This window comes from Mesorhizobium sp. MC2-1-1 (assembly GCF_057597255.1).
Map to the genome: position 1 here is coordinate 1,581,327 of NZ_CP195205.1, position 17,872 is coordinate 1,599,198.

Sequence of the window (17,872 nt, forward strand, 5' to 3'; positions counted from 1 at the left end):
TTTCCATGCACAGGATTTCATTGGGAAAGGTCTCAGCCACGGCGGAGGCAGAGACGTTGCTTGCCGAGATCATAGCCGACCACGGGCCCGTTCTCTTTCACCAGTCCGGCGGCTGCTGCGACGGCTCGTCGCCAATGTGCTATCCGCGTGGCGAGTTCATGATCGGCGACAATGACGTGATGCTCGGCCAGATCGGCGATACGCCGGTCTATATCAGCTCCCTGCAGTATGAGGCGTGGAAGCATACCGACCTCACTATCGACGTCGTGCCGGGCAGGGGCGGCATGTTCTCGCTCGACAATGGCCGCGAGAAGCGTTTCCTGACTCGCTCGACGGTCTGCCCGGCGCCAACGCCTTCGGACTGTTGATCGGCTGAGGCGACGATTGGGGCAATCGTCGCGCTTTCTTGGGTCTTTGGCTCGCAACCTGCCCGCCTTAGTGCTATGGCGCCGCTTTCAAATGGAAAAGCGAAGTCATGGCAGGTGTTGAACAGATCACCGTGGAAGCCGGCGAGGCGGGCATGCGGCTCGACCGCTGGTTCAAGGTCCATTATCCGGGCCTCGGCTTCGGCCACCTGCAGAAGCTCTTGCGCTCCGGCCAGGTCCGGGTCGATGGCGGTCGGGTGAAGGCCGACACGCGCGTCGAGCCGGGCCAGACGGTACGTATCCCGCCTATCGAGGTCGACAAGAAGGGCGACGCTTCGCTCACCGGCCACTCGATCCGCAACCAGGACGACGCCGATGTGCTGGCCAAGATGCTTTTGCATGAGGACTCGAAGGTCTTCGTTTTCAACAAGCCGGCCGGCTTGGCGGTGCAGGGTGGTTCGGGTGTGACCCGTAACGTCGACGACATGCTGGAGGCCTGGCGCAGCCAGAAGGGCGAGAAGCCGCGGCTTGTCCACCGCCTCGACCGCGACACGTCCGGCGTTCTGGTCGTTGCCCGCACCCGTCTTGCCGCGATGAAGCTCTCGGAAGCGTTCCGGGCGCGCGAAACCAAGAAAACCTATTGGGCGCTGGTCAAGGGCGTGCCGCCGAAGCGCGAGGACAAGATCTCGACATGGCTGGTCAAGGAGGCAACGCCGGACGGTGACCGCGTGCGCGTTGCCAAGCATGGCGAGAAGGGCGCCGACCACGCCGTGTCCTACTACCGCGTGGTCGAGCAGGCGGCGCAGACGTTGTCCTGGCTGGAGATGGAGCCCTACACCGGCCGAACGCATCAGCTGCGCGTCCACGCCGCCTATATCGGCTGCCCGATAATAGGCGATCCGAAATATTTCGAGGCCGACACCAATTGGGACTTTCCAGGCGGCATGCAGAACAGGTTGCATCTGCATGCGCGACGCATCGTCATTCCACATCCGGATCAGGGCGTTATCGACGTGACCGCGCCGATGCCGCCGCATATGCGCCAAAGCTGGAACCTGCTCGGCTTCGACGAACAGAGCGCGGAAGACTGAACAGGGGGCGCAATTATGGAAGGATCCACCGTCACCAGCCAGTTGATTGGATGGCTGCCCTTCGTCTTGGTTTTCGCGGTGTGGTTTGCCTACACGCGGCGGATCGCGACGAGACAAGGATCGATGGCCATGATTGGCCGCGAGAACACCGAGGCGGTCAGACAAAACACTGAGGCGCTGAAGGCGCTGCTCGCAAAACTGGAAAGCCAATCGAAGCAATGACGACCGAGTCCGTATTGGATCGCCGCGATGTCGTTGACATGGCGGCGGCTGCCATCATGGTCGGGCTGACCTTCTCCTGGGGGTTGAACTACGTCGCCGCCAAGATCTCCTACGCCGGCTACGACCCCGTATTCGTGTCGATCGCACGCTCTCTCCTCGGAGGGCTCTGCGTGCTTGGCTGGTGCTGGTTGCGCGGCATCAAGCTCTTCGAAGCGGACGGCACGCTTGGCGCCGGCATCGCCGTCGGCGTGCTCTTCGGCGTCGAGTTTCTTTGCCTCTATATCGGGCTCGAATACACGACCGTTGCCCGCAACACGCTACTGGTCAACACCATGCCGTTCTGGGTGCTGATCGGCGGCCATTTCCTGCTCGGCGAGCACATCAACGCGCGCAAGCTCGGTGGTCTTGTTCTGGCCTTCGGCGGCCTTGTGGCCGTGTTCTCGGACGGGATCGTCGCCGGCACCGACACGACCTTGACGGGCGATCTGCTCAGCCTGGGTTCAGGCGTACTGTGGGCGGCGACCAGCATCGTCATCAAGCGTTCGAAACTGGTGGCGACCAGCGCGGAGAAATTGCTGCTCTACCAACTGGCCGGCGCCGCTATTGTCGGTGTCCTTGTGATGCCCTTGGCCGGCCCGCCCATTCGCGCGGTCGCCGCCTTGCCGACGCTGGCATTGCTCTTCCAGTCTATCTATATCGTGGCCTTCACCTATGTATTGTGGTTCTGGCTGCTTCGGCGCTACCCGGCTTCCGGCCTGTCGAGTTTCGCCTTCCTGTCGCCGGTGTTCGGCGTCTTGTGCGGCGCGGTGGTTTTAGGGGAGGCTCCTACGGCGAGGATATTCCTGGCTCTGGCGCTGATCGCCACCGGCCTGATCATCGTCAACCGGCCGGCGCGCAGGCAGCCCGCACCATAGAGCGGCACTGGAACGACAGGGCGGCACCATCCCGTAGTTTGACGCATTCCGGCGGGAAAGCACTTCACACCTTTCTTGGAATTGCTCTAAGGAGTTCGATATGCGCGACATCCTCGAAGACCTCGAAGCGGGCAAACTGCTTTCCGATCCCGATCCCGTACGCCGCGCCCAGATCCAGATGAAGACGCCGCTGCCGAGGCGTTTCTACAACTCGGTTGCGGTTGTCCCGGTGGAAAACGGCTTCGCCATTCATCTCGACGGTCGCCCGGTCCGCTCGCCAGGCAAGGCGGTGATGGTGTTGCCGACGGAAAAGGCCGCGGCTTTGGTGGCCGAAGAATTCACCGCGCAGGCGGAGGTCATCGATCCCGTGACGATGCCGGTCATGCGCCTCGTCAACACCGCCATCGACGGCGTCGCCTCCGAGCCGCAGGCGGTGCTGGAAGACATACTGCGCTTCGCCTCGTCCGATCTGCTCTGCTACCGCGCCGACGGTCCGCAAGGCCTGGTCGACCGGCAGAACAAGCTCTGGGATCCGGTGCTGGACTGGGCACGCGCCCGCCTCGGCGCGCGCTTCAACCTTGCCGAAGGCGTCATCCATGTCGAGCAGCCGCGCGAAACGATTGCCGTCCTCGGCGCGCATCTTGGCCAGCGTTCCGAGCCGATGCGGCTGGCAGCAATCCATGTCATGACGGCGCTGACCGGTTCGGCGCTGCTGGCGCTCGCCGTCGATTTCGGTGAGCTCGACGCCGAGGAAGCCTGGCTTGCGGCCCATGTCGACGAGGACTGGCAAATCGAGCATTGGGGCCAGGATGCGGAGGCCATGGCGCGCCGCTCGGCCCGCAAACGCGATATGTTGGCGGCAGTCAGCCTGCTCGAGGCACTGCAAGGCTAAAGCAAATCCGGGAAAAGTGGGCAGCGGTCATGCTCGACGTCTTCGCCGGGTCCTTCCCCGAGGCAATTGCGTAAAGCAAACCGGCAGCGGACCAGCGCCCCGCCTGATTGGGCCGCTCCCAATCGCTCCGACGCTTTCGCAGCGCACCTAATACCAAAGTCATAATCCCATTGTCGCGGTGCCTTTCGCCCGTTCTTTCTGTCATTTTTTCCTTCGTTGGCTGCGTTTTGAGTCTGCGTCCACAGGAACGCAAACGGTGGCGCGCAGCCAAAGAGGACAGACGGGATCTCACGGGAGGATATACAAATGGCAATGGCTTCGGCCGCCGGCGGGACCAGCCGCGGCATGACGCGAGAGGAGAAGAAGGTCATCTTCGCCTCGTCGCTCGGCACCGTTTTCGAATGGTACGATTTCTATCTCTACGGTTCGCTGGCTGCCTTCATTGGCTCGGCCTTCTTCAGCCCGAGCATTCCGGAGGCCACGCGCAACATCTTCGCGCTGCTGGCCTTTGCGGCAGGCTTCCTCGTGCGCCCGTTCGGCGCGCTCGTGTTCGGCCGTATCGGCGATCTCGTCGGCCGCAAATACACCTTCCTCGTCACCATGACGATCATGGGCCTGTCGACCTTCCTCGTCGGCCTGCTGCCCGGCTATGCGAGCTGGGGCATCGCTGCTCCAGTGATCCTAATCGGGCTGCGCATGCTGCAGGGCCTGGCGCTCGGCGGCGAATATGGCGGTGCCGCGACCTATGTCGCCGAACATGCGCCCGACGACCGCCGTGGTTACTACACCTCATGGATCCAGACGACGGCAACGCTTGGTCTGTTCCTGTCGCTCATCGTCATCCTGGTCGTGCAGGCATCGCTGAGCAAGGAGACCTACGCCAGCTGGGGCTGGCGCATCCCCTTCATCGTATCGTTCTTCCTGCTCGCCGTTTCGGTCTGGATCCGTCTGTCGCTGTCGGAGTCGCCGACTTTCCAGCGTATGAAGGATGAGGGCAAGGGCTCCAAGGCACCACTGACAGAGGCTTTTGGCCAGTGGAAAAATGCCAAGATCGCCCTTCTGGCGCTCCTCGGCCTCACCGCCGGCCAGGCCGTGATCTGGTACAACGGCCAGTTCTATGCCCTGTTCTTCCTGACCAACGTGCTGAAGGTCGATGCGCAGTCGGTCAACATCATGATCGCCATCGCGCTTGCGATCGGCTCTATCTTCTTCGTGGTGTTCGGTTGGCTGTCCGACAAGATCGGCCGCAAGCCGATCATCATGGCCGGCCTTGCGCTCGGTATCGTCTGCACCTTCCCGCTGTTCAAGGCTTTGACATGGGCCGCCAACCCGGCTCTGGCCACCGCGCAGCAGAACACCCGTGCGACGGTCACGGCAGCGCCCGGCGACTGCAAGTTCCAGTTCAATCCGGTAGGCACGGCGAAATTCACGACGTCCTGTGATATCGCGACCTCGTTCCTGACCAAGAACTCCGTGCCGTACGACGTGGTTTTAACGGCGGCGCCCGGTACCGCTGCCTCGGTCAAGATCAGCAACGAGACGGTGCAGTCCTACGACGCAGTCGCCGCCGGCGACCAAGCCAAAGCCAAGGATGCCGCCTTCGCCAAGGCGGTGAACATGGCGCTGAAGGACGGCGGCTATCCGCTGAAGCGCGCGGCGATCAAGGTGCCGGACCAGAAGCTCGATGCCTTCGTCGCGGCCAATCCCGAACTTAAGCTCGATGCGGCCACGATACGCGGCGGTGAGAAGACCACCGTCCCGGTCGAGCAGGCGATCGCGGACAAGCTGCTGACCAAGGATGAGGCAGCCGGGGCGCCCGAGATCACTGTCTACAACATCCCCGGTGGCGGTGCTTTCGCCATGTTTGCGGATCCGGCTGCGATCAACTGGGCGCTGACCATCGGCATCCTGTTCATCCTGGTGCTGTTCGTGACCATGGTTTATGGGCCGATCGCCGCGATCCTGGTCGAGATGTTCCCGACCCGAATCCGCTACACCGGCATGTCGTTGCCTTACCATATCGGCAACGGCTGGTTCGGCGGCCTGCTGCCCGCCACAGTGTTCGCGCTTAGCGCCTATAAAGGCGATATCTATTATGGTCTTTGGTACCCTGTGATCATCGCCGCAATGTCGCTCATCATCGGCATGATCTTCGTCAGGGATACGCTCGGCACCGACCTTCACGCGAAGGATTGACCTCGGTCATCCGCTCAAAAAAACCCCGGCGCGAGTGCTCGCGCCGGGCTTTCCGTTCACGGAACTCTAAAGAGGCAGATCAGCTTTTGCGCTGATTTTCTTCCTCGACGGCCGCGTCGTGGTACCAGCCGTCGAAATCAGTATGCTCGCCGCCAAGCGCTGCAAGCTCTGCCGCGAATTTGGCCTTTGCGCCTAAATTTGAGGCAGACTTGCGCCCTGCAAGCGGGAACATCAGTATTTTTGCCGACGGGCGCGGTTGCATGACTTGCATTGGCGACCTCCTTGCTTGTCGAGCTACTTGTCGATTCAACTTAGCAGCTAACATAGGTTCTGCGATTCGTTTAGGCAAGATGCCCACAAAAAGATCATTATTTGCCTAATAATTAGGCAGACACGCCGCTTGGGCGATCCGAGCGCAATGGTGAGACGGCTGAGCAAAATCGGGGTCTTGCAACGAACATTTTGCCGCACCCGCCGGAAGCGGAGTGGCATACGAATTGCTTTTTAATCATCGGCAGGCCGGCAAGCCCGGCCATGCGTTGATGCCGCCCACTTGCGGCGTCCAAGCAACGAGAGGCACTGGAATGACTAAATACAAGCTCGAGTATATCTGGCTCGACGGATACGTCCCGACCCCCAGCCTGCGCGGCAAAACCCAGATCAAGGAGTTCGCGGAGTTCCCGACGCTGGAGCAACTGCCGCTTTGGGGCTTCGATGGCTCGTCCACCAACCAGGCGGAGGGCCACAGCTCCGACTGTGTGCTGAAGCCTGTCGCCGTCTACCCGGATCCGGCCCGCACCAATGGCGTCCTGGTCATGTGCGAAGTCATGATGCCCGATGGCGTGACGCCGCATGCCTCCAACAAGCGCGCCACCATCCTCGACGACGAGGGCGCATGGTTCGGCTTCGAGCAGGAGTATTTCTTCTACAAGGACGGCCGTCCGCTCGGCTTCCCTGAGAGCGGCTACCCGGCGCCGCAGGGCCCGTATTACACCGGCGTCGGCTACAAGAATGTCGGCGATGTCGCTCGCAAGATCGTCGAGGAGCATCTCGACCTTTGCCTCGCCGCCGGCATCAATCATGAAGGCATCAACGCCGAGGTGGCGAAGGGCCAGTGGGAGTTCCAGATTTTCGGCAAGGGTTCCAAGAAGGCCGCCGACCAGATGTGGATGGCTCGCTACCTGCTGCTGCGCCTGACCGAGCAATACGGCATCGACATCGAGTTCCACTGCAAGCCGCTCGGCGACACGGACTGGAACGGTTCGGGCATGCACTGCAACTTCTCCACCACCTATATGCGCGAAGTCGGCGGCAAGGCCTATTTCGAGGCGCTGATGGCGCAGTTCGACAAGAACCTGATGGATCACATCGCCGTCTACGGCCCGGACAACGACAAGCGTCTGACCGGCAAGCACGAGACGGCGCCGTGGAACAAGTTCAGCTACGGAGTCGCCGACCGCGGTGCTTCGATCCGCGTGCCGCACTCCTTCATCAAGAACGACTACAAGGGCTATCTGGAAGACCGCCGCCCGAACTCGCAGGGCGACCCCTACCAGATCGCCTCGCAGGTTCTGAAGACGATCTCGGAGGTTCCGACCGACGCGAAGGTCTCGGCCGCCGCCTGATTCACCCAGGCGCAGGCGTCGCCTGCACAAGCGAGCAAATTGTTGAAAGCCCCGGCGTCTCCGTCGGGGCTTTTTGCATGGCAAACCAGAGGCGAGGGGACTGCGCCGCGACGGTCACGCGTCGTGACGAGCGCCGCGACAAATGGGCCGGCATGTCGGCAATCCATCGCATCGCGCCGATCGGGCGCGGTCCGACTTGTGTATGGGATGGACGTCCGCCCATGCGAAAACCCCGGCGAAGCGCCGGGGTTCCTTTTGTCACCGATAAGGCGGAGTCCGGTCGTCAGACCGAATAATACATGTCGTACTCGACCGGATGCGGGGTCATTTCAAAGCGCATCACCTCGGCCATCTTGAGCTCGATGTAAGCATCGATCTGATCGTCGTCGAAGACGCCGCCGGCTTTCAAGAAGCCGCGGTCTTTGTCGAGGTTCTGCAGCGCCTCACGGAGCGAGCCGCAGACGGTCGGGATCTTCTTCAACTCCTTCGGCGGCAGGTCGTAGAGATCCTTGTCCATGGGCTGTCCGGGATGGATCTTGTTCTTGATGCCGTCGAGGCCCGCCATCAGCATGGCGGCGAAGCCGAGATAGGGGTTCGCGCCCGGATCGGGGAACCGGACCTCGACGCGCTTCGACTTCGGCGAGGAGCCGAACGGAATGCGGCAGGAGGCTGAACGGTTGCGCGCCGAATAGGCGAGCAGCACCGGCGCTTCGTAACCCGGCACCAAACGCTTGTAGGAGTTGGTGAGCGGATTGGTGAAGGCGTTGATCGCCTTGGCGTGCTTGATGATGCCGCCGATGTAATAGAGGCAGGTCTCCGACAGGCCAGCATATTCATTGCCGGCGAAAGTCGGCTTGCCGCCCTTCCAGATCGACTGATGGACATGCATGCCCGAGCCGTTGTCGCCGAACACCGGCTTCGGCATGAAGGTGGCCGTCTTGCCATAGGCGTTGGCGACCTGGTGTACGACATACTTGTAGATCAGCATCTTGTCGGCGTTGCGCACCAGCGTGTCGAACTTGATGCCGAGCTCGTGCTGGGCGGCGGCGACCTCATGGTGATGCTTTTCGACGCGCACGCCCATCTCGGCGAGCACGGTCAGCATTTCGGAGCGCATGTCCTGTGCGGAATCGATCGGAGGCACCGGGAAATAACCGCCCTTGATGCGTGGACGGTGGCCGAGATTGCCGGTTTCGTAGTCGGTATCGTCATTGGACGGCAGCTCGGTGGAGTCCAGACGGAAGCCGGTATTGTACGGATCGGCCTTGTACTTGACGTCGTCGAACACGAAGAACTCGGCTTCCGGACCGACATAAATGGTGTCGCCAATGCCTTCCGATTTCATATAGGCCTCAGCCTTCTTGGCCGTGCCGCGCGGATCGCGGTTATAGGCCTCGCCCGAGACCGGATCGAGGATGTCGCACAGAATGACCATGGTCGACTGGGCGAAGAACGGATCCATGTGAACGGTATCCGTATCGGGCATCAGCACCATGTCGGACTCGTTGATCGCCTTCCAGCCGGCGATCGAGGAACCATCGAACATGACGCCGTCGGCGAACATGTCTTCCTCGACCTCGACGACATCCATCGTCACATGCTGCAGCTTGCCGCGTGGATCGGTGAAGCGCAGGTCGACGAATTTCACGTCGTTGTCCTTGATCTGCTTCATGATGTCTTTGGCTGTCGTCATGTCATTTCTTCCCTGTCTGATGACGTCCGGAATAGGTTGAAGATTCGGTCAGATGGCGTCGATGCCGGTCTCGCCGGTACGGATGCGCACGACTTCCTCTATGTTGGAAACGAAGATTTTTCCATCACCGATACGGCCCGTCTGCGCCGCCTTGCGGATGGCCTCTATGGCACCTTCTACGGCCTCGTCACCGAGCACCACTTCGATCTTCACCTTGGGCAGGAAGTCGACGACATATTCGGCGCCGCGATAAAGCTCGGTATGCCCCTTCTGGCGGCCGAAACCCTTGGCCTCGGTGACGGTGATGCCTTGCAGTCCGGCCTCCTGAAGCGCTTCCTTCACTTCGTCCAGCTTGAATGGCTTGATGATCGCTTCGATCTTTTTCATGTAAAAAATGGCCTCCACTGCCAAGAAGACGGGTTATGCACGCCGCTTGCGCCTCCATCTAGCACGAACCGTGCCAATCCACAGGAGTGGAGACCGTACAAAGCGTTTTCGACTCCGCATCGCGTTCGGATGCAAATTCGCGTCACCCGCTGCGTCGGATGCGTCATCGACGCCCGAGCCCTGTACATAAATCCTCCTCAAATCTGCGCAAGAAATAGGCAGATGGTGCAATTTGCAGGCAGAACCCCTCCCGGACGCGGCCGCATTGCAAACGATGCGCGGTCGCGATGGTTTGCTTCGAGCCGAAAACTGGACAATGCTTGATCGCACGGAGATCGGCAATCCCATGCGCAACGAACTTCTATCGCCGGCTGAAATGACCGAGGCCGACAGCTTGGCAATCGCGGCCGGGCCGCTCGATGGTTACGGATTGATGCGGCGGGCCGGCGAGGCGGTCGCCGCGATCGTGCTGGCGCGCTACCCCGGCGCGAAGAGGGTCCATGTAATGTGCGGCCCCGGCAACAATGGCGGCGACGGCTATGTCGCGGCGCGGCTGCTGGCCGAAGCCGGCGTCGATGTGGCCCTGTGGACGTTGGGTGAACCGCGTGCAGCCAGCGACGCCGCGCGTGCCGCGGCTGACTGCGTGCTGGAGCGGCGCCCGTTGTCGGCCTTCGCCGCCGAAGTTGGCTCACCGATAGTCGATGCGCTCTTTGGCGCCGGCCTGTCGAAGCCCTTATCCGGCGACGCCAAGACCGCGGTCGACATCGTGACGGAGATGAACCTGCCGGTTGTCGCGATCGACCTGCCTTCTGGCGTTTCCGGCGACAGCGGCGAAGTTCTAGGCTCCGCATTCCGGGCGGGCGTGACAGTTACCTTCGCGCGAAAGAAGCCCGGGCATCTGCTGCTGCCCGGTCGTGCGCGATGCGGCGAAACCGTGTTGGCCGACATCGGCATTCGCGACGAGATCATCGACCAAGTTGCGCCGCGAACCTTCGAGAACGGGCCTGGGCTCTGGAGCGCGAGCTTTCCCCTGCCGGCGGTCGATGTGCACAAATATAAGCGCGGTCACACGAGCGTCTTCTCGGGCGGACCGTCCGCGACCGGCGCAGCGCGCCTTTCGGCGCTGGCAGCTGCAAGGAGCGGGGCGGGGGCCGTCACCGTGCTCTCGCCGGCGAACGCCATGCAGGTCAACGCGGCGCATCTCACTTCGATCATGCTGCGCAAGGTCGACGCGATTGAGGATGTGCATGACCTTATCGGCGATCGCCGGCCGTCCAGTTTCGTCCTCGGCCCCGGATTCGGCGTCGGTGACAAGGGGCGTGATTTCACGCTTGCCGTGCTCGCCCGGAAACGCCAGGACAGCGGAGTCGAAGGCCTCGTGCTCGACGCCGACGGCATCACGTCTTTTCGCGATGCCGCCTCCACGCTGTTCAAGGCGGCGGGCAAGCCGGGCGCGCCGGCGCTGATCATGACGCCACATGAGGGCGAGTTCGGCAGGCTGTTCGTGGATATTGCCGGCGACAAGGCCTTGTCGAAGCTCGCCAAGGCGCGCGAAGCCGCGCGGCGCGCCAACGCCGTGATCGTCTATAAGGGCGCCGACAGTGTGATCGCTTCGCCGGATGGCCGCGGCGCGATCAACGGCAATGGCGCGCCCTGGCTGGCCACCGCCGGTTCTGGCGACGTGCTGGCCGGCATCATCGCCGGCTTGCTCGCTCAAGGCATGCCGGCTTTCGAGGCGGCTTGCGCCGCAGTCTGGATCCACGCCGAAGCCGGCAGCCGTTTTGGGCCGGGTTTGATAGCCGAAGATCTGCCTTTGGCGATTGTGCCCGTTATCCGACAACTGCTGGAGGGCACTGTACCATGACCTAGCCAGGCACTTGTGCCAGCGTTCACCTTCTTTCATCAGGATGCGCACCGATACCCTGGTCACGCCTTGCGAGACCGAGATGGGAGCATGGGCGCAGGTTTTGGTGCAGCAGTCGAAGAACAGTCAGGCGTCCCGCTTGTGCCGGGCTTGCGCCCCGGCGTCCGCCAACGCCGCGAGGACGCGTTCCTCGCTGACGCCGCGCGTGTCGAGAACCCAGCTCGGCGTCGATATTGGCGGCTCGAGATAGCGGACGTGGTCGTTCACCGGTCCAGTTTCATAGGAGCGGTTGGACCCGAAGATAAGCACGCAAGGCACGCCCAGGGCCGCGGCTGCATGGCAGAGCCCGCCATCCACTCCGAGGAAGACGGTCGAAGCAGCGATCTGGCACATCGCGTCGGTCAGGTGCGGTGTCGATGTGAAGTCCACTGCCTCGGGAAGTGTCGCCCTGATCTGGGCTGCAGATTCACGTTCTCGCGGGCCGCCGATCACCCAAATTGACCAACCGCGTTGAGCATGAGCTTTCGCAACCGAGATGAAGCGCTCGGCTGGCCAAGAACGGAAATTGCTGAAAGATGAAGTGTAGAGCGCCAGCGCCGGCCTTGCGGGATCGATTCCATGGCGGGCACGCCAATCCGAAAGCTCCGCTGCCGGCACCACCATCTGTGGCGCGGGCAACCGCATGTCCTCGCCGGGCCTCTCGCCTAGCATTGCGATCGCGCAAGCCTGTTCGAACAATCTGGTCTTTCGAGGTCCGAACGCCACAAAACTCTTCAGCCAGTCAGCCGGCAGGCGGTTGATGATTCCGAACTGAAATTCGCGCGGATAGCCGATGCGCTCCGGTATGCCAGCCAGCCAGGGCACCAGGGCTGCCTTGGTGCTGCTGGTGAGCATGTAGGCAGCCTGATAGTTCTCCTTGCGGATTTCGCGCGCGAGACGCGACCGTGCCTTGAGCCCGGGCTTCCAGTGCTTCTCCACGAGCCATGTCTTGCGGATATGCGGCATCAGGCGCGCCAGCGGCGCGGCAAGCGGCGAAGTGGCGACGTCGATCGGATGCCCGGGAAACTTCTCCGCCAGGATCTGGATTGCCGAATGGCAGCGGATGAAGTCACCGATCGCCGGTAAGCAGAAGACGAGGATGGGACGCAACAAGCGCTACCTTTTCGATCCGGAACAATGGCAGCCAATGGCAAACGTGACGATGATTTGTCACGGAAGCGCCTCGCCATCAAGGACGCGGGCATACAGTTCCAGATAGGCTTTCGCCGTCTTTTCGATCGGGAATCGGTCCGCCGCCGACTGCCGGCACCGTTGCGACGACAGGTTTGCGGCCTCTGCAAGACCGCGCGCAAACTCCTCGTCGGTTTCGAAGAACCGGCCGGTCTCCGCATCGACGGTTTCCACCAGTGCCCCGCGCGGTGTGGTGAGCACGGGCGTGCCGCAGAGCATCAATTCGACTTGCGCCATGCCGAAAGGTTCTTCCCAGGAGATTGGGTTGAGGAATGCCTTCAATTCACCAAGCAGCCGCAATTTTTCTTCGCCGTCGACCATGCCGTGGAAACGATAGCGGCCGGAAAGGCTCTTGAAGAAAACGCCTTCCCGGCGCGTCTTGCTGCGGCCGAGCAACTTCCAGCGCGAGCCTCCCGCAATATCCAGGATGAAATCGAATTTCTTGGCCAGATCGACGGCTCGGTTCAATCCCTTACCAGCCCGCGCGATGGCGGCCATGAAAAAGAGATGGTCGTTCTTCGAAGCCGCCAGGCGGTAGGCGGATACCGGAAACCCGTTGTAGACGAAAGTTCTGCGCCCGTGCAGTTCCGCGTGTCGAGCGCTAAGGAAATTCCAGTTCGGTTGCGTGCGCGGGTAATCCGGAACATAGCCGTGTTCGGTGTTGAGCGTCGGGAACGGGACCTCGACCTTCCAGGCATGGAGATTGACGATCTGCGTATCGCGCGGAATCGCCGCCCTGCATTCGGCATCGCTGACGGCATGCCGAACCTCGCACATCGGATGCGACGACCCAGGAGCTGCGATGAGGACGACATCGTGCCCGAGCTTGACCAGTTCGGTGACGAGCCATTCGACCTGGCGCTGTGTTCCACCATATCCCTTGGCCGGGATAAGGCCCTGAGCTGCAAGGGCTATTCGCATTTCTTACCAGCGCAGCTTCTCACAACGGGATATTGTCGTGCTTCTTCCAGGGGTTCTGCATGTCCTTGTTGCGCAGCATCCGGAGCGCTCGCGCCACGCGGCGCCGGGTCGAATGCGGCATGATCACCTCATCGACATAACCGCGTTCGGCGGCGACGAAGGGCGAGAGGAAGCGATCCTCGTAAACCTTTGTATGTTCAGCAATTTTCTCTGGATCGCCGATATCTTTGCGGTAGATGATCTCGACCGCGCCTCGGGCGCCCATCACGGCGATCTGCGCCGTCGGCCAGGCATAGTTCATGTCGCCGCGCAGGTGCTTCGACGCCATCACGTCGTAGGCGCCGCCATACGCCTTGCGGGTAATAACAGTGATCTTCGGCACGGTCGCCTCGGCATAGGCGAAGAGCAGCTTGGCGCCGTGCTTGATCAGGCCGCCATATTCCTGCGCTGTGCCCGGAAGGAAGCCCGGCACGTCGACGAAGGTGACGATGGGAATGGAGAAACAGTCGCAGAAACGCACAAAGCGCGCCGCCTTGCGGCTGGCGTCGGAATCGAGCACGCCCGCCAGCACCATCGGTTGGTTGGCCACGAAGCCGACCGTACGGCCTTCGACGCGGCCGAAGCCGGTGACGATGTTTTTGGCAAAACTCTGCTGGATCTCGAAGAAGTCGCCTTCGTCGGCGACCTTCAGGATCAGTTCCTTGATGTCGTAGGGCTTGTTGGCGTTGTCGGGGACCAGCCGGTCGAGGGACATGTCGTGATCCGTCACCGACTGGTAGCATTCGATTTCAGGGATCTCGGCCGTGTTGGATGCCGGCAAAAGATCGACCAGCCGGCGCATCTGCAGCAATGCCTCGACATCGTTATCATAGGCACCGTCGGCTATGGACGATTTGGTGGTATGGACCGAAGCTCCACCGAGGCTTTCCGCTGTCACTGTCTCATTGGTCACCGTCTTCACCACATCCGGTCCGGTGACGAACATGTAGGAGGTGTCGCGGACCATGAAGATGAAATCGGTCATGGCGGGCGAGTAGACGTCGCCGCCGGCGCAAGGGCCCATGATCAGCGAAATCTGCGGGATGACGCCGGAGGCTAGCACATTGCGCTGAAAAATCTCGGCGTAGCCGCCGAGCGCCGCCACACCTTCCTGAATGCGGGCACCGCCCGCATCATAGAGGCCGATGATCGGCGCGCGGTTGCGCAACGCCATCTCCTGAACCTTGATGACCTTCTCGGCATGGGCCTCCGACAGCGAGCCGCCGAACACCGTGAAATCCTTGGCGAAGATATAGACGGGGCGCCCGTTTACGGTCCCCCAGCCAGTGACGACGCCGTCGCCGGCGATCTTGGTCCTTTCCATGCCGAAATCGGTCGAGCGGTGCTCGACATACATGTCGAACTCCTCGAAGGAGCCCTCGTCGAGGAAGATCTCTATACGCTCGCGGGCGGTGAGCTTGCCCTTTTTGTGCTGAGCATCGATGCGGTCCTTGCCGCCGCCCATACGGGCAATCTCGCGGCGGCGCTCGAGTTCCTTCAGAACATCCTTCATTGCCCGGTTTCCCCGTTCGTTCGGTGTTTTGTGGTAATCGTGAGGGCAGGGCAGCGCAAGCGCCCTTGTTTTGTTGCATTGCAACATGCGAGCCCTTGCTTTTCAGGCCGGACTCGTCCATATGCAGCCTCATAGGCGCTTGGGCCGGACCTTCCGGCTTTCTCCATGAATGGGACTGGTTGCGTCTGTTTTCCCTCTTACCGGTGAATCGGCAAGGTGGCGAAAGAGCCCCGGGGCATGATGTCCGCGGGCACGACAGCGCAGCCGCGCGGACGTTTCCCGTCCGCCGCCTTGTCGTTTCCTGATGAATGTTTCGATGGCAGGTTGCGCCCTGCCGCCATTGATGTTTGCGGCCACCCGCCGCGTGAAAGAAGAATATTTTGACCAACGAAAACACTCTCCCCAACAACGACGCTGGGGAACTCTCCGGTTTCGCCGCCCTTGGCATCGGCGGCGCGCTGCTGAAGGCCACGCTTGCCGCTGGTTTTACCGAGCCGAAGCCGATCCAGATGCAGGCGATCCCGCCGCAGCTCGAAGGCCGTGACATTTTCGGCATCGCCCAGACCGGCTCCGGCAAGACGGCCGCGTTCGCACTTCCGATCCTGTCGAAGATCATCGGCCTGGGCACCAAACGCCGGCCCAAGACGGCGCGCGCGCTGATCCTGGCGCCGACGCGCGAGCTTGCCGTGCAGATCGAGGAGACCATCAAGATCCTTGCCAAGGGCGCGCATGTCTCGACCGCGCTCGTTCTCGGCGGCGTCTCACGCTTCAGCCAGGTGAAGAAGATCGGCCCTGGCGTCGATGTCCTGATCGCCACGCCCGGCAGGCTGACGGACCTCGTGCGGGAAGGCGACCTTGTTCTTGCGGACACCAAGTGGCTTGTCCTCGACGAGGGCGACCGCATGCTCGACATGGGTTTCATCAACGACGTCAAGCGCATCGCCAAGGCGACTGCGCCGGACCGCCAGACGGCGCTGTTCTCGGCTACCATGCCGGACGAAATCGCCGAGCTAGCCAAGGGGCTGCTCAAGAACCCCGTCCGCATCGAAGTCGCGCCGCAGAGCACGGCGGCGGCGGAGATCGTGCAGAGCCTAGTGCTGGCCCGTACGAGGCAGAAGCGACAGGTGCTGTCCAAGATGCTGGCTGACGAGGCCATGCACTCGGTGATCGTGTTCTCGCGCACCAAGCATGGCGCCGACCGCGTCACCAAGGACCTTGCCCGTGACGGCTTCAACGCGGCCGTCATCCACGGCAACAAGTCGCAGAATGCCCGCCAGAAGGCGCTCAACGATTTCCGCGACGGCTCGGTTCGGATCCTGGTCGCGACCGATATCGCGGCGCGCGGCATCGACGTACCCGGCATCAGCCATGTCGTGAATTTCGACCTGCCGGATGAAGCGGAGAGCTATGTCCATCGCATCGGCCGTACCGGCCGCAACGGCAGGGACGGTATTGCGATCACGCTTTGCGACCCATCCGAGAACGCCAAGCTGCGGCAGGTCGAGCGCATCATCCGCATGAAGCTGCCGGTCATTGCCGATCATCTTGGTAGCCCGGATCCGCAGCGCGAGCCCAGGGAAAAGTCCGAGCTCCATTTCGAGCCGGCCAATGACCGCGAGCATCATGGCGGCCGTCGCGATGGCCGCCGTCCGGGCAACGGCGGCAAGCAGCGATTCGGCGGCAAGCCTCATGGCGAGCGAGCACAGAAGCCGCAGGGTGAACGACCGGCGGCGGCCAAGCCGAATGGCTCGAGCAAACCCGAGGGCTTCAAGCCCTTCAAGGGCAACAACAAGCGCCGCTTCGGCGGCAAGCGTCCAGCGAACCGGGCTGCTTGACCCCGTCAAGGCGATGCAAGATGAAACGGCCGGAGGGATGCTCCGGCCGGTTCGTTTCATCGGCAGAATTCTACTTGCTTGACATCACCGGCTTGACTGCTGCTGCATCAAGGCCTTGATCCACACCACGATCCGCTCGGTCAAGAATGCGGTCGTCTGTGGCGACAGCGCATCGCCGGCGAGGACATGATTATCCGGATCGCCTGTGTCGTCGACCGGCACCAGTTCGTGTGGAGCTCCCCAGCGCCCGGCTATCTCGCGCGTACGGTCGGGTCGCACGACCTTGTCTGAATCCGAGAAGATGAAAAGGGCGGGGATCGTCGCTTTCTCGACCGGCGCCTCATAGGCAAGATTGGTCAGCGCCGCCATCGGCGGCAGCGCGGCCATCGGATACCTGGTGGTCCAGAGTTTTTCATGCAGTGCATTGCGCGGCGGAAAGCTGCGTTCCTTGCCGCCGACAAGCTCGGCGATCTGTTTGCCCCAAGGCATGGTGAGGAGATCGGCGCCAGAAGCCTTGACGCCGAAATTCGGCGAGATGAACGCGATCGCTGCGACGTCGCTGGACGCATTCGGTTGCGTTGCGGCCCACGCAGCCAGCGAGCCCCCGGTCGACGTCGCAATGACGATCACCTTGTCGCCGATGGCGCGGCCGATGGCCAAGGCCTCCTCATAATCGTTGACCCAGGCATTGACGCTCCCTTGCGCCATTGCCGCGCCGTCCTGGCCGTGGCCGGTCAGGCGCGTATAGAAGAGGTTGGCGCCCAGCTCGTCCGCGACATCGTCGGGCAAGGGCCGAATCTCGCCCTTCGAGGCTGAGAAGCCGTGGATGTAGACGACGGCCAAGGGGGTCTTGGCATGGACCAGCGGGTTCGCCCAGATGATCTCTTTGTCGAGCCCCTCGCGGATGTTGGGCACCGCGGCCTCTTCTCGCGCCAGATAGGCCTGCGGATCGTCGCCGATCACCGACGGGTTGAACCGGATCGTCGTGTCGACAGGAACGAGCGGCCCGAGGAAGAAACCGGCTGCGAGGACGACTGCAAGGCCAAGCACAGCAAGCACGATCCGCCGCCCCATTACAGTCTCCA

At 62.2% G+C, this 17,872-nt stretch carries 16 protein-coding genes; 9 read left to right on the plus strand and 7 right to left on the minus strand.

Annotated features, from left to right (window positions below):
- The first annotated feature begins 5 nt into the window (after positions 1–5).
- The 6 genes from ACR64R_RS08020 to ACR64R_RS08045 all read left to right on the plus strand — a co-directional run bounded on the left by ACR64R_RS08020 (position 6) and on the right by ACR64R_RS08045 (position 5,680).
- Positions 6–368, plus strand: a complete 363-nt coding sequence (locus tag ACR64R_RS08020) for a DUF779 domain-containing protein (RefSeq protein WP_487361118.1) — start codon at positions 6–8, stop codon at positions 366–368.
- 107 nt (positions 369–475) lie between these two features.
- On the plus strand, positions 476–1,456 hold the full coding sequence (locus ACR64R_RS08025; protein ID WP_487361119.1) for an RluA family pseudouridine synthase: 981 nt from the start codon (positions 476–478) through the stop codon (positions 1,454–1,456).
- 15 nt (positions 1,457–1,471) lie between these two features.
- Positions 1,472–1,678 carry a hypothetical protein gene (locus ACR64R_RS08030; RefSeq protein ID WP_487361120.1) on the plus strand — a complete coding sequence of 69 codons (207 nt, stop codon included), beginning with the start codon at positions 1,472–1,474 and terminating at the stop codon, positions 1,676–1,678.
- Positions 1,675–2,592, plus strand: a complete 918-nt coding sequence (locus ACR64R_RS08035) for a DMT family transporter (protein WP_487361121.1) — start codon at positions 1,675–1,677, stop codon at positions 2,590–2,592. Before ACR64R_RS08030 ends, ACR64R_RS08035 begins: the two co-directional genes overlap by 4 nt.
- 100 nt (positions 2,593–2,692) lie before the next feature.
- The gene (locus ACR64R_RS08040) at positions 2,693–3,484 is read left to right on the plus strand and encodes an ATP12 family chaperone protein (RefSeq protein ID WP_487361122.1); all 792 of its coding nucleotides are present in this window, start codon (positions 2,693–2,695) and stop codon (positions 3,482–3,484) included.
- A gap of 306 nt (positions 3,485–3,790) precedes the next feature.
- Complete coding sequence (locus ACR64R_RS08045; protein WP_487361123.1) at positions 3,791–5,680, plus strand: MFS transporter; 1,890 nt, start codon at positions 3,791–3,793, stop codon at positions 5,678–5,680.
- Positions 5,681–5,759: 79 nt separating this feature from the next.
- Here ACR64R_RS08045 and ACR64R_RS08050 read toward each other — a convergent pair whose 3' ends face one another.
- Entirely contained in the window at positions 5,760–5,951 is a 192-nt protein-coding gene (locus tag ACR64R_RS08050; protein ID WP_487361124.1) for a DUF2735 domain-containing protein, read from the minus strand.
- A 313-nt stretch (positions 5,952–6,264) separates the two neighbouring features.
- Between ACR64R_RS08050 and ACR64R_RS08055 the strand changes: the two genes are divergently transcribed.
- A complete protein-coding gene (locus ACR64R_RS08055; protein ID WP_487361125.1) occupies positions 6,265–7,305 on the plus strand; it encodes a glutamine synthetase beta-grasp domain-containing protein in 1,041 nt (346 codons plus the stop codon).
- Between the two features lie 283 nt (positions 7,306–7,588).
- Here ACR64R_RS08055 and glnA read toward each other — a convergent pair whose 3' ends face one another.
- Both glnA and ACR64R_RS08065 read right to left on the minus strand, forming a co-directional pair.
- A complete protein-coding gene (gene glnA, locus ACR64R_RS08060) occupies positions 7,589–8,998 on the minus strand; it encodes a type I glutamate--ammonia ligase (protein ID WP_112129159.1) in 1,410 nt (469 codons plus the stop codon).
- Positions 8,999–9,046: 48 nt separating this feature from the next.
- Positions 9,047–9,385 carry a P-II family nitrogen regulator gene (locus tag ACR64R_RS08065; RefSeq protein ID WP_018428041.1) on the minus strand — a complete coding sequence of 113 codons (339 nt, stop codon included), beginning with the start codon at positions 9,383–9,385 and terminating at the stop codon, positions 9,047–9,049.
- Positions 9,386–9,731: 346 nt separating this feature from the next.
- Here ACR64R_RS08065 and ACR64R_RS08070 point away from each other — a divergent pair, with 346 nt between their 5' ends.
- Positions 9,732–11,249 carry an NAD(P)H-hydrate dehydratase gene (locus ACR64R_RS08070; RefSeq protein WP_487362398.1) on the plus strand — a complete coding sequence of 506 codons (1,518 nt, stop codon included), beginning with the start codon at positions 9,732–9,734 and terminating at the stop codon, positions 11,247–11,249.
- A gap of 126 nt (positions 11,250–11,375) precedes the next feature.
- On the opposite strand, the gene waaF is transcribed toward ACR64R_RS08070, so the two are convergent.
- From waaF to ACR64R_RS08085, 3 genes are read right to left on the minus strand one after another with little or no spacing between them, the layout of a single operon-like run.
- Entirely contained in the window at positions 11,376–12,398 is a 1,023-nt protein-coding gene (waaF, locus tag ACR64R_RS08075; RefSeq protein ID WP_487361126.1) for a lipopolysaccharide heptosyltransferase II, read from the minus strand.
- Between the two features lie 60 nt (positions 12,399–12,458).
- Positions 12,459–13,400, minus strand: a complete 942-nt coding sequence (locus ACR64R_RS08080; RefSeq protein WP_487361127.1) for a glycosyltransferase — start codon at positions 13,398–13,400, stop codon at positions 12,459–12,461.
- Between the two features lie 19 nt (positions 13,401–13,419).
- Positions 13,420–14,952, minus strand: coding sequence for an acyl-CoA carboxylase subunit beta (locus tag ACR64R_RS08085; RefSeq protein WP_487361128.1), 1,533 nt, complete (start codon positions 14,950–14,952; stop codon positions 13,420–13,422).
- 380 nt (positions 14,953–15,332) lie between these two features.
- Between ACR64R_RS08085 and ACR64R_RS08090 the strand changes: the two genes are divergently transcribed.
- Positions 15,333–16,787, plus strand: a complete 1,455-nt coding sequence (locus tag ACR64R_RS08090; RefSeq protein ID WP_487361129.1) for a DEAD/DEAH box helicase — start codon at positions 15,333–15,335, stop codon at positions 16,785–16,787.
- 84 nt (positions 16,788–16,871) lie between these two features.
- Here ACR64R_RS08090 and ACR64R_RS08095 read toward each other — a convergent pair whose 3' ends face one another.
- Positions 16,872–17,861: an alpha/beta hydrolase gene (locus tag ACR64R_RS08095; RefSeq protein ID WP_487361130.1), complete on the minus strand. Its 990-nt coding sequence runs from the start codon at positions 17,859–17,861 to the stop codon at positions 16,872–16,874.
- Positions 17,862–17,872 lie beyond the last annotated feature (11 nt).

Coding starts and splice junctions, on each gene's coding strand:
- ACR64R_RS08020 (WP_487361118.1), top strand. CDS start 6: ATGCACAGGATTTCATTGGGAAAGGTCTCAGCCACGGCGGAGGCAGAG.
- ACR64R_RS08025 (WP_487361119.1), top strand. CDS start 476: ATGGCAGGTGTTGAACAGATCACCGTGGAAGCCGGCGAGGCGGGCATG.
- ACR64R_RS08030 (WP_487361120.1), top strand. CDS start 1,472: ATGGAAGGATCCACCGTCACCAGCCAGTTGATTGGATGGCTGCCCTTC.
- ACR64R_RS08035 (WP_487361121.1), top strand. CDS start 1,675: ATGACGACCGAGTCCGTATTGGATCGCCGCGATGTCGTTGACATGGCG.
- ACR64R_RS08040 (WP_487361122.1), top strand. CDS start 2,693: ATGCGCGACATCCTCGAAGACCTCGAAGCGGGCAAACTGCTTTCCGAT.
- ACR64R_RS08045 (WP_487361123.1), top strand. CDS start 3,791: ATGGCAATGGCTTCGGCCGCCGGCGGGACCAGCCGCGGCATGACGCGA.
- ACR64R_RS08050 (WP_487361124.1), bottom strand. CDS start 5,951: ATGCAAGTCATGCAACCGCGCCCGTCGGCAAAAATACTGATGTTCCCG.
- ACR64R_RS08055 (WP_487361125.1), top strand. CDS start 6,265: ATGACTAAATACAAGCTCGAGTATATCTGGCTCGACGGATACGTCCCG.
- glnA (WP_112129159.1), bottom strand. CDS start 8,998: ATGACGACAGCCAAAGACATCATGAAGCAGATCAAGGACAACGACGTG.
- ACR64R_RS08065 (WP_018428041.1), bottom strand. CDS start 9,385: ATGAAAAAGATCGAAGCGATCATCAAGCCATTCAAGCTGGACGAAGTG.
- ACR64R_RS08070 (WP_487362398.1), top strand. CDS start 9,732: ATGCGCAACGAACTTCTATCGCCGGCTGAAATGACCGAGGCCGACAGC.
- ACR64R_RS08080 (WP_487361127.1), bottom strand. CDS start 13,400: ATGCGAATAGCCCTTGCAGCTCAGGGCCTTATCCCGGCCAAGGGATAT.
- ACR64R_RS08085 (WP_487361128.1), bottom strand. CDS start 14,952: ATGAAGGATGTTCTGAAGGAACTCGAGCGCCGCCGCGAGATTGCCCGT.
- ACR64R_RS08095 (WP_487361130.1), bottom strand. CDS start 17,861: ATGGGGCGGCGGATCGTGCTTGCTGTGCTTGGCCTTGCAGTCGTCCTC.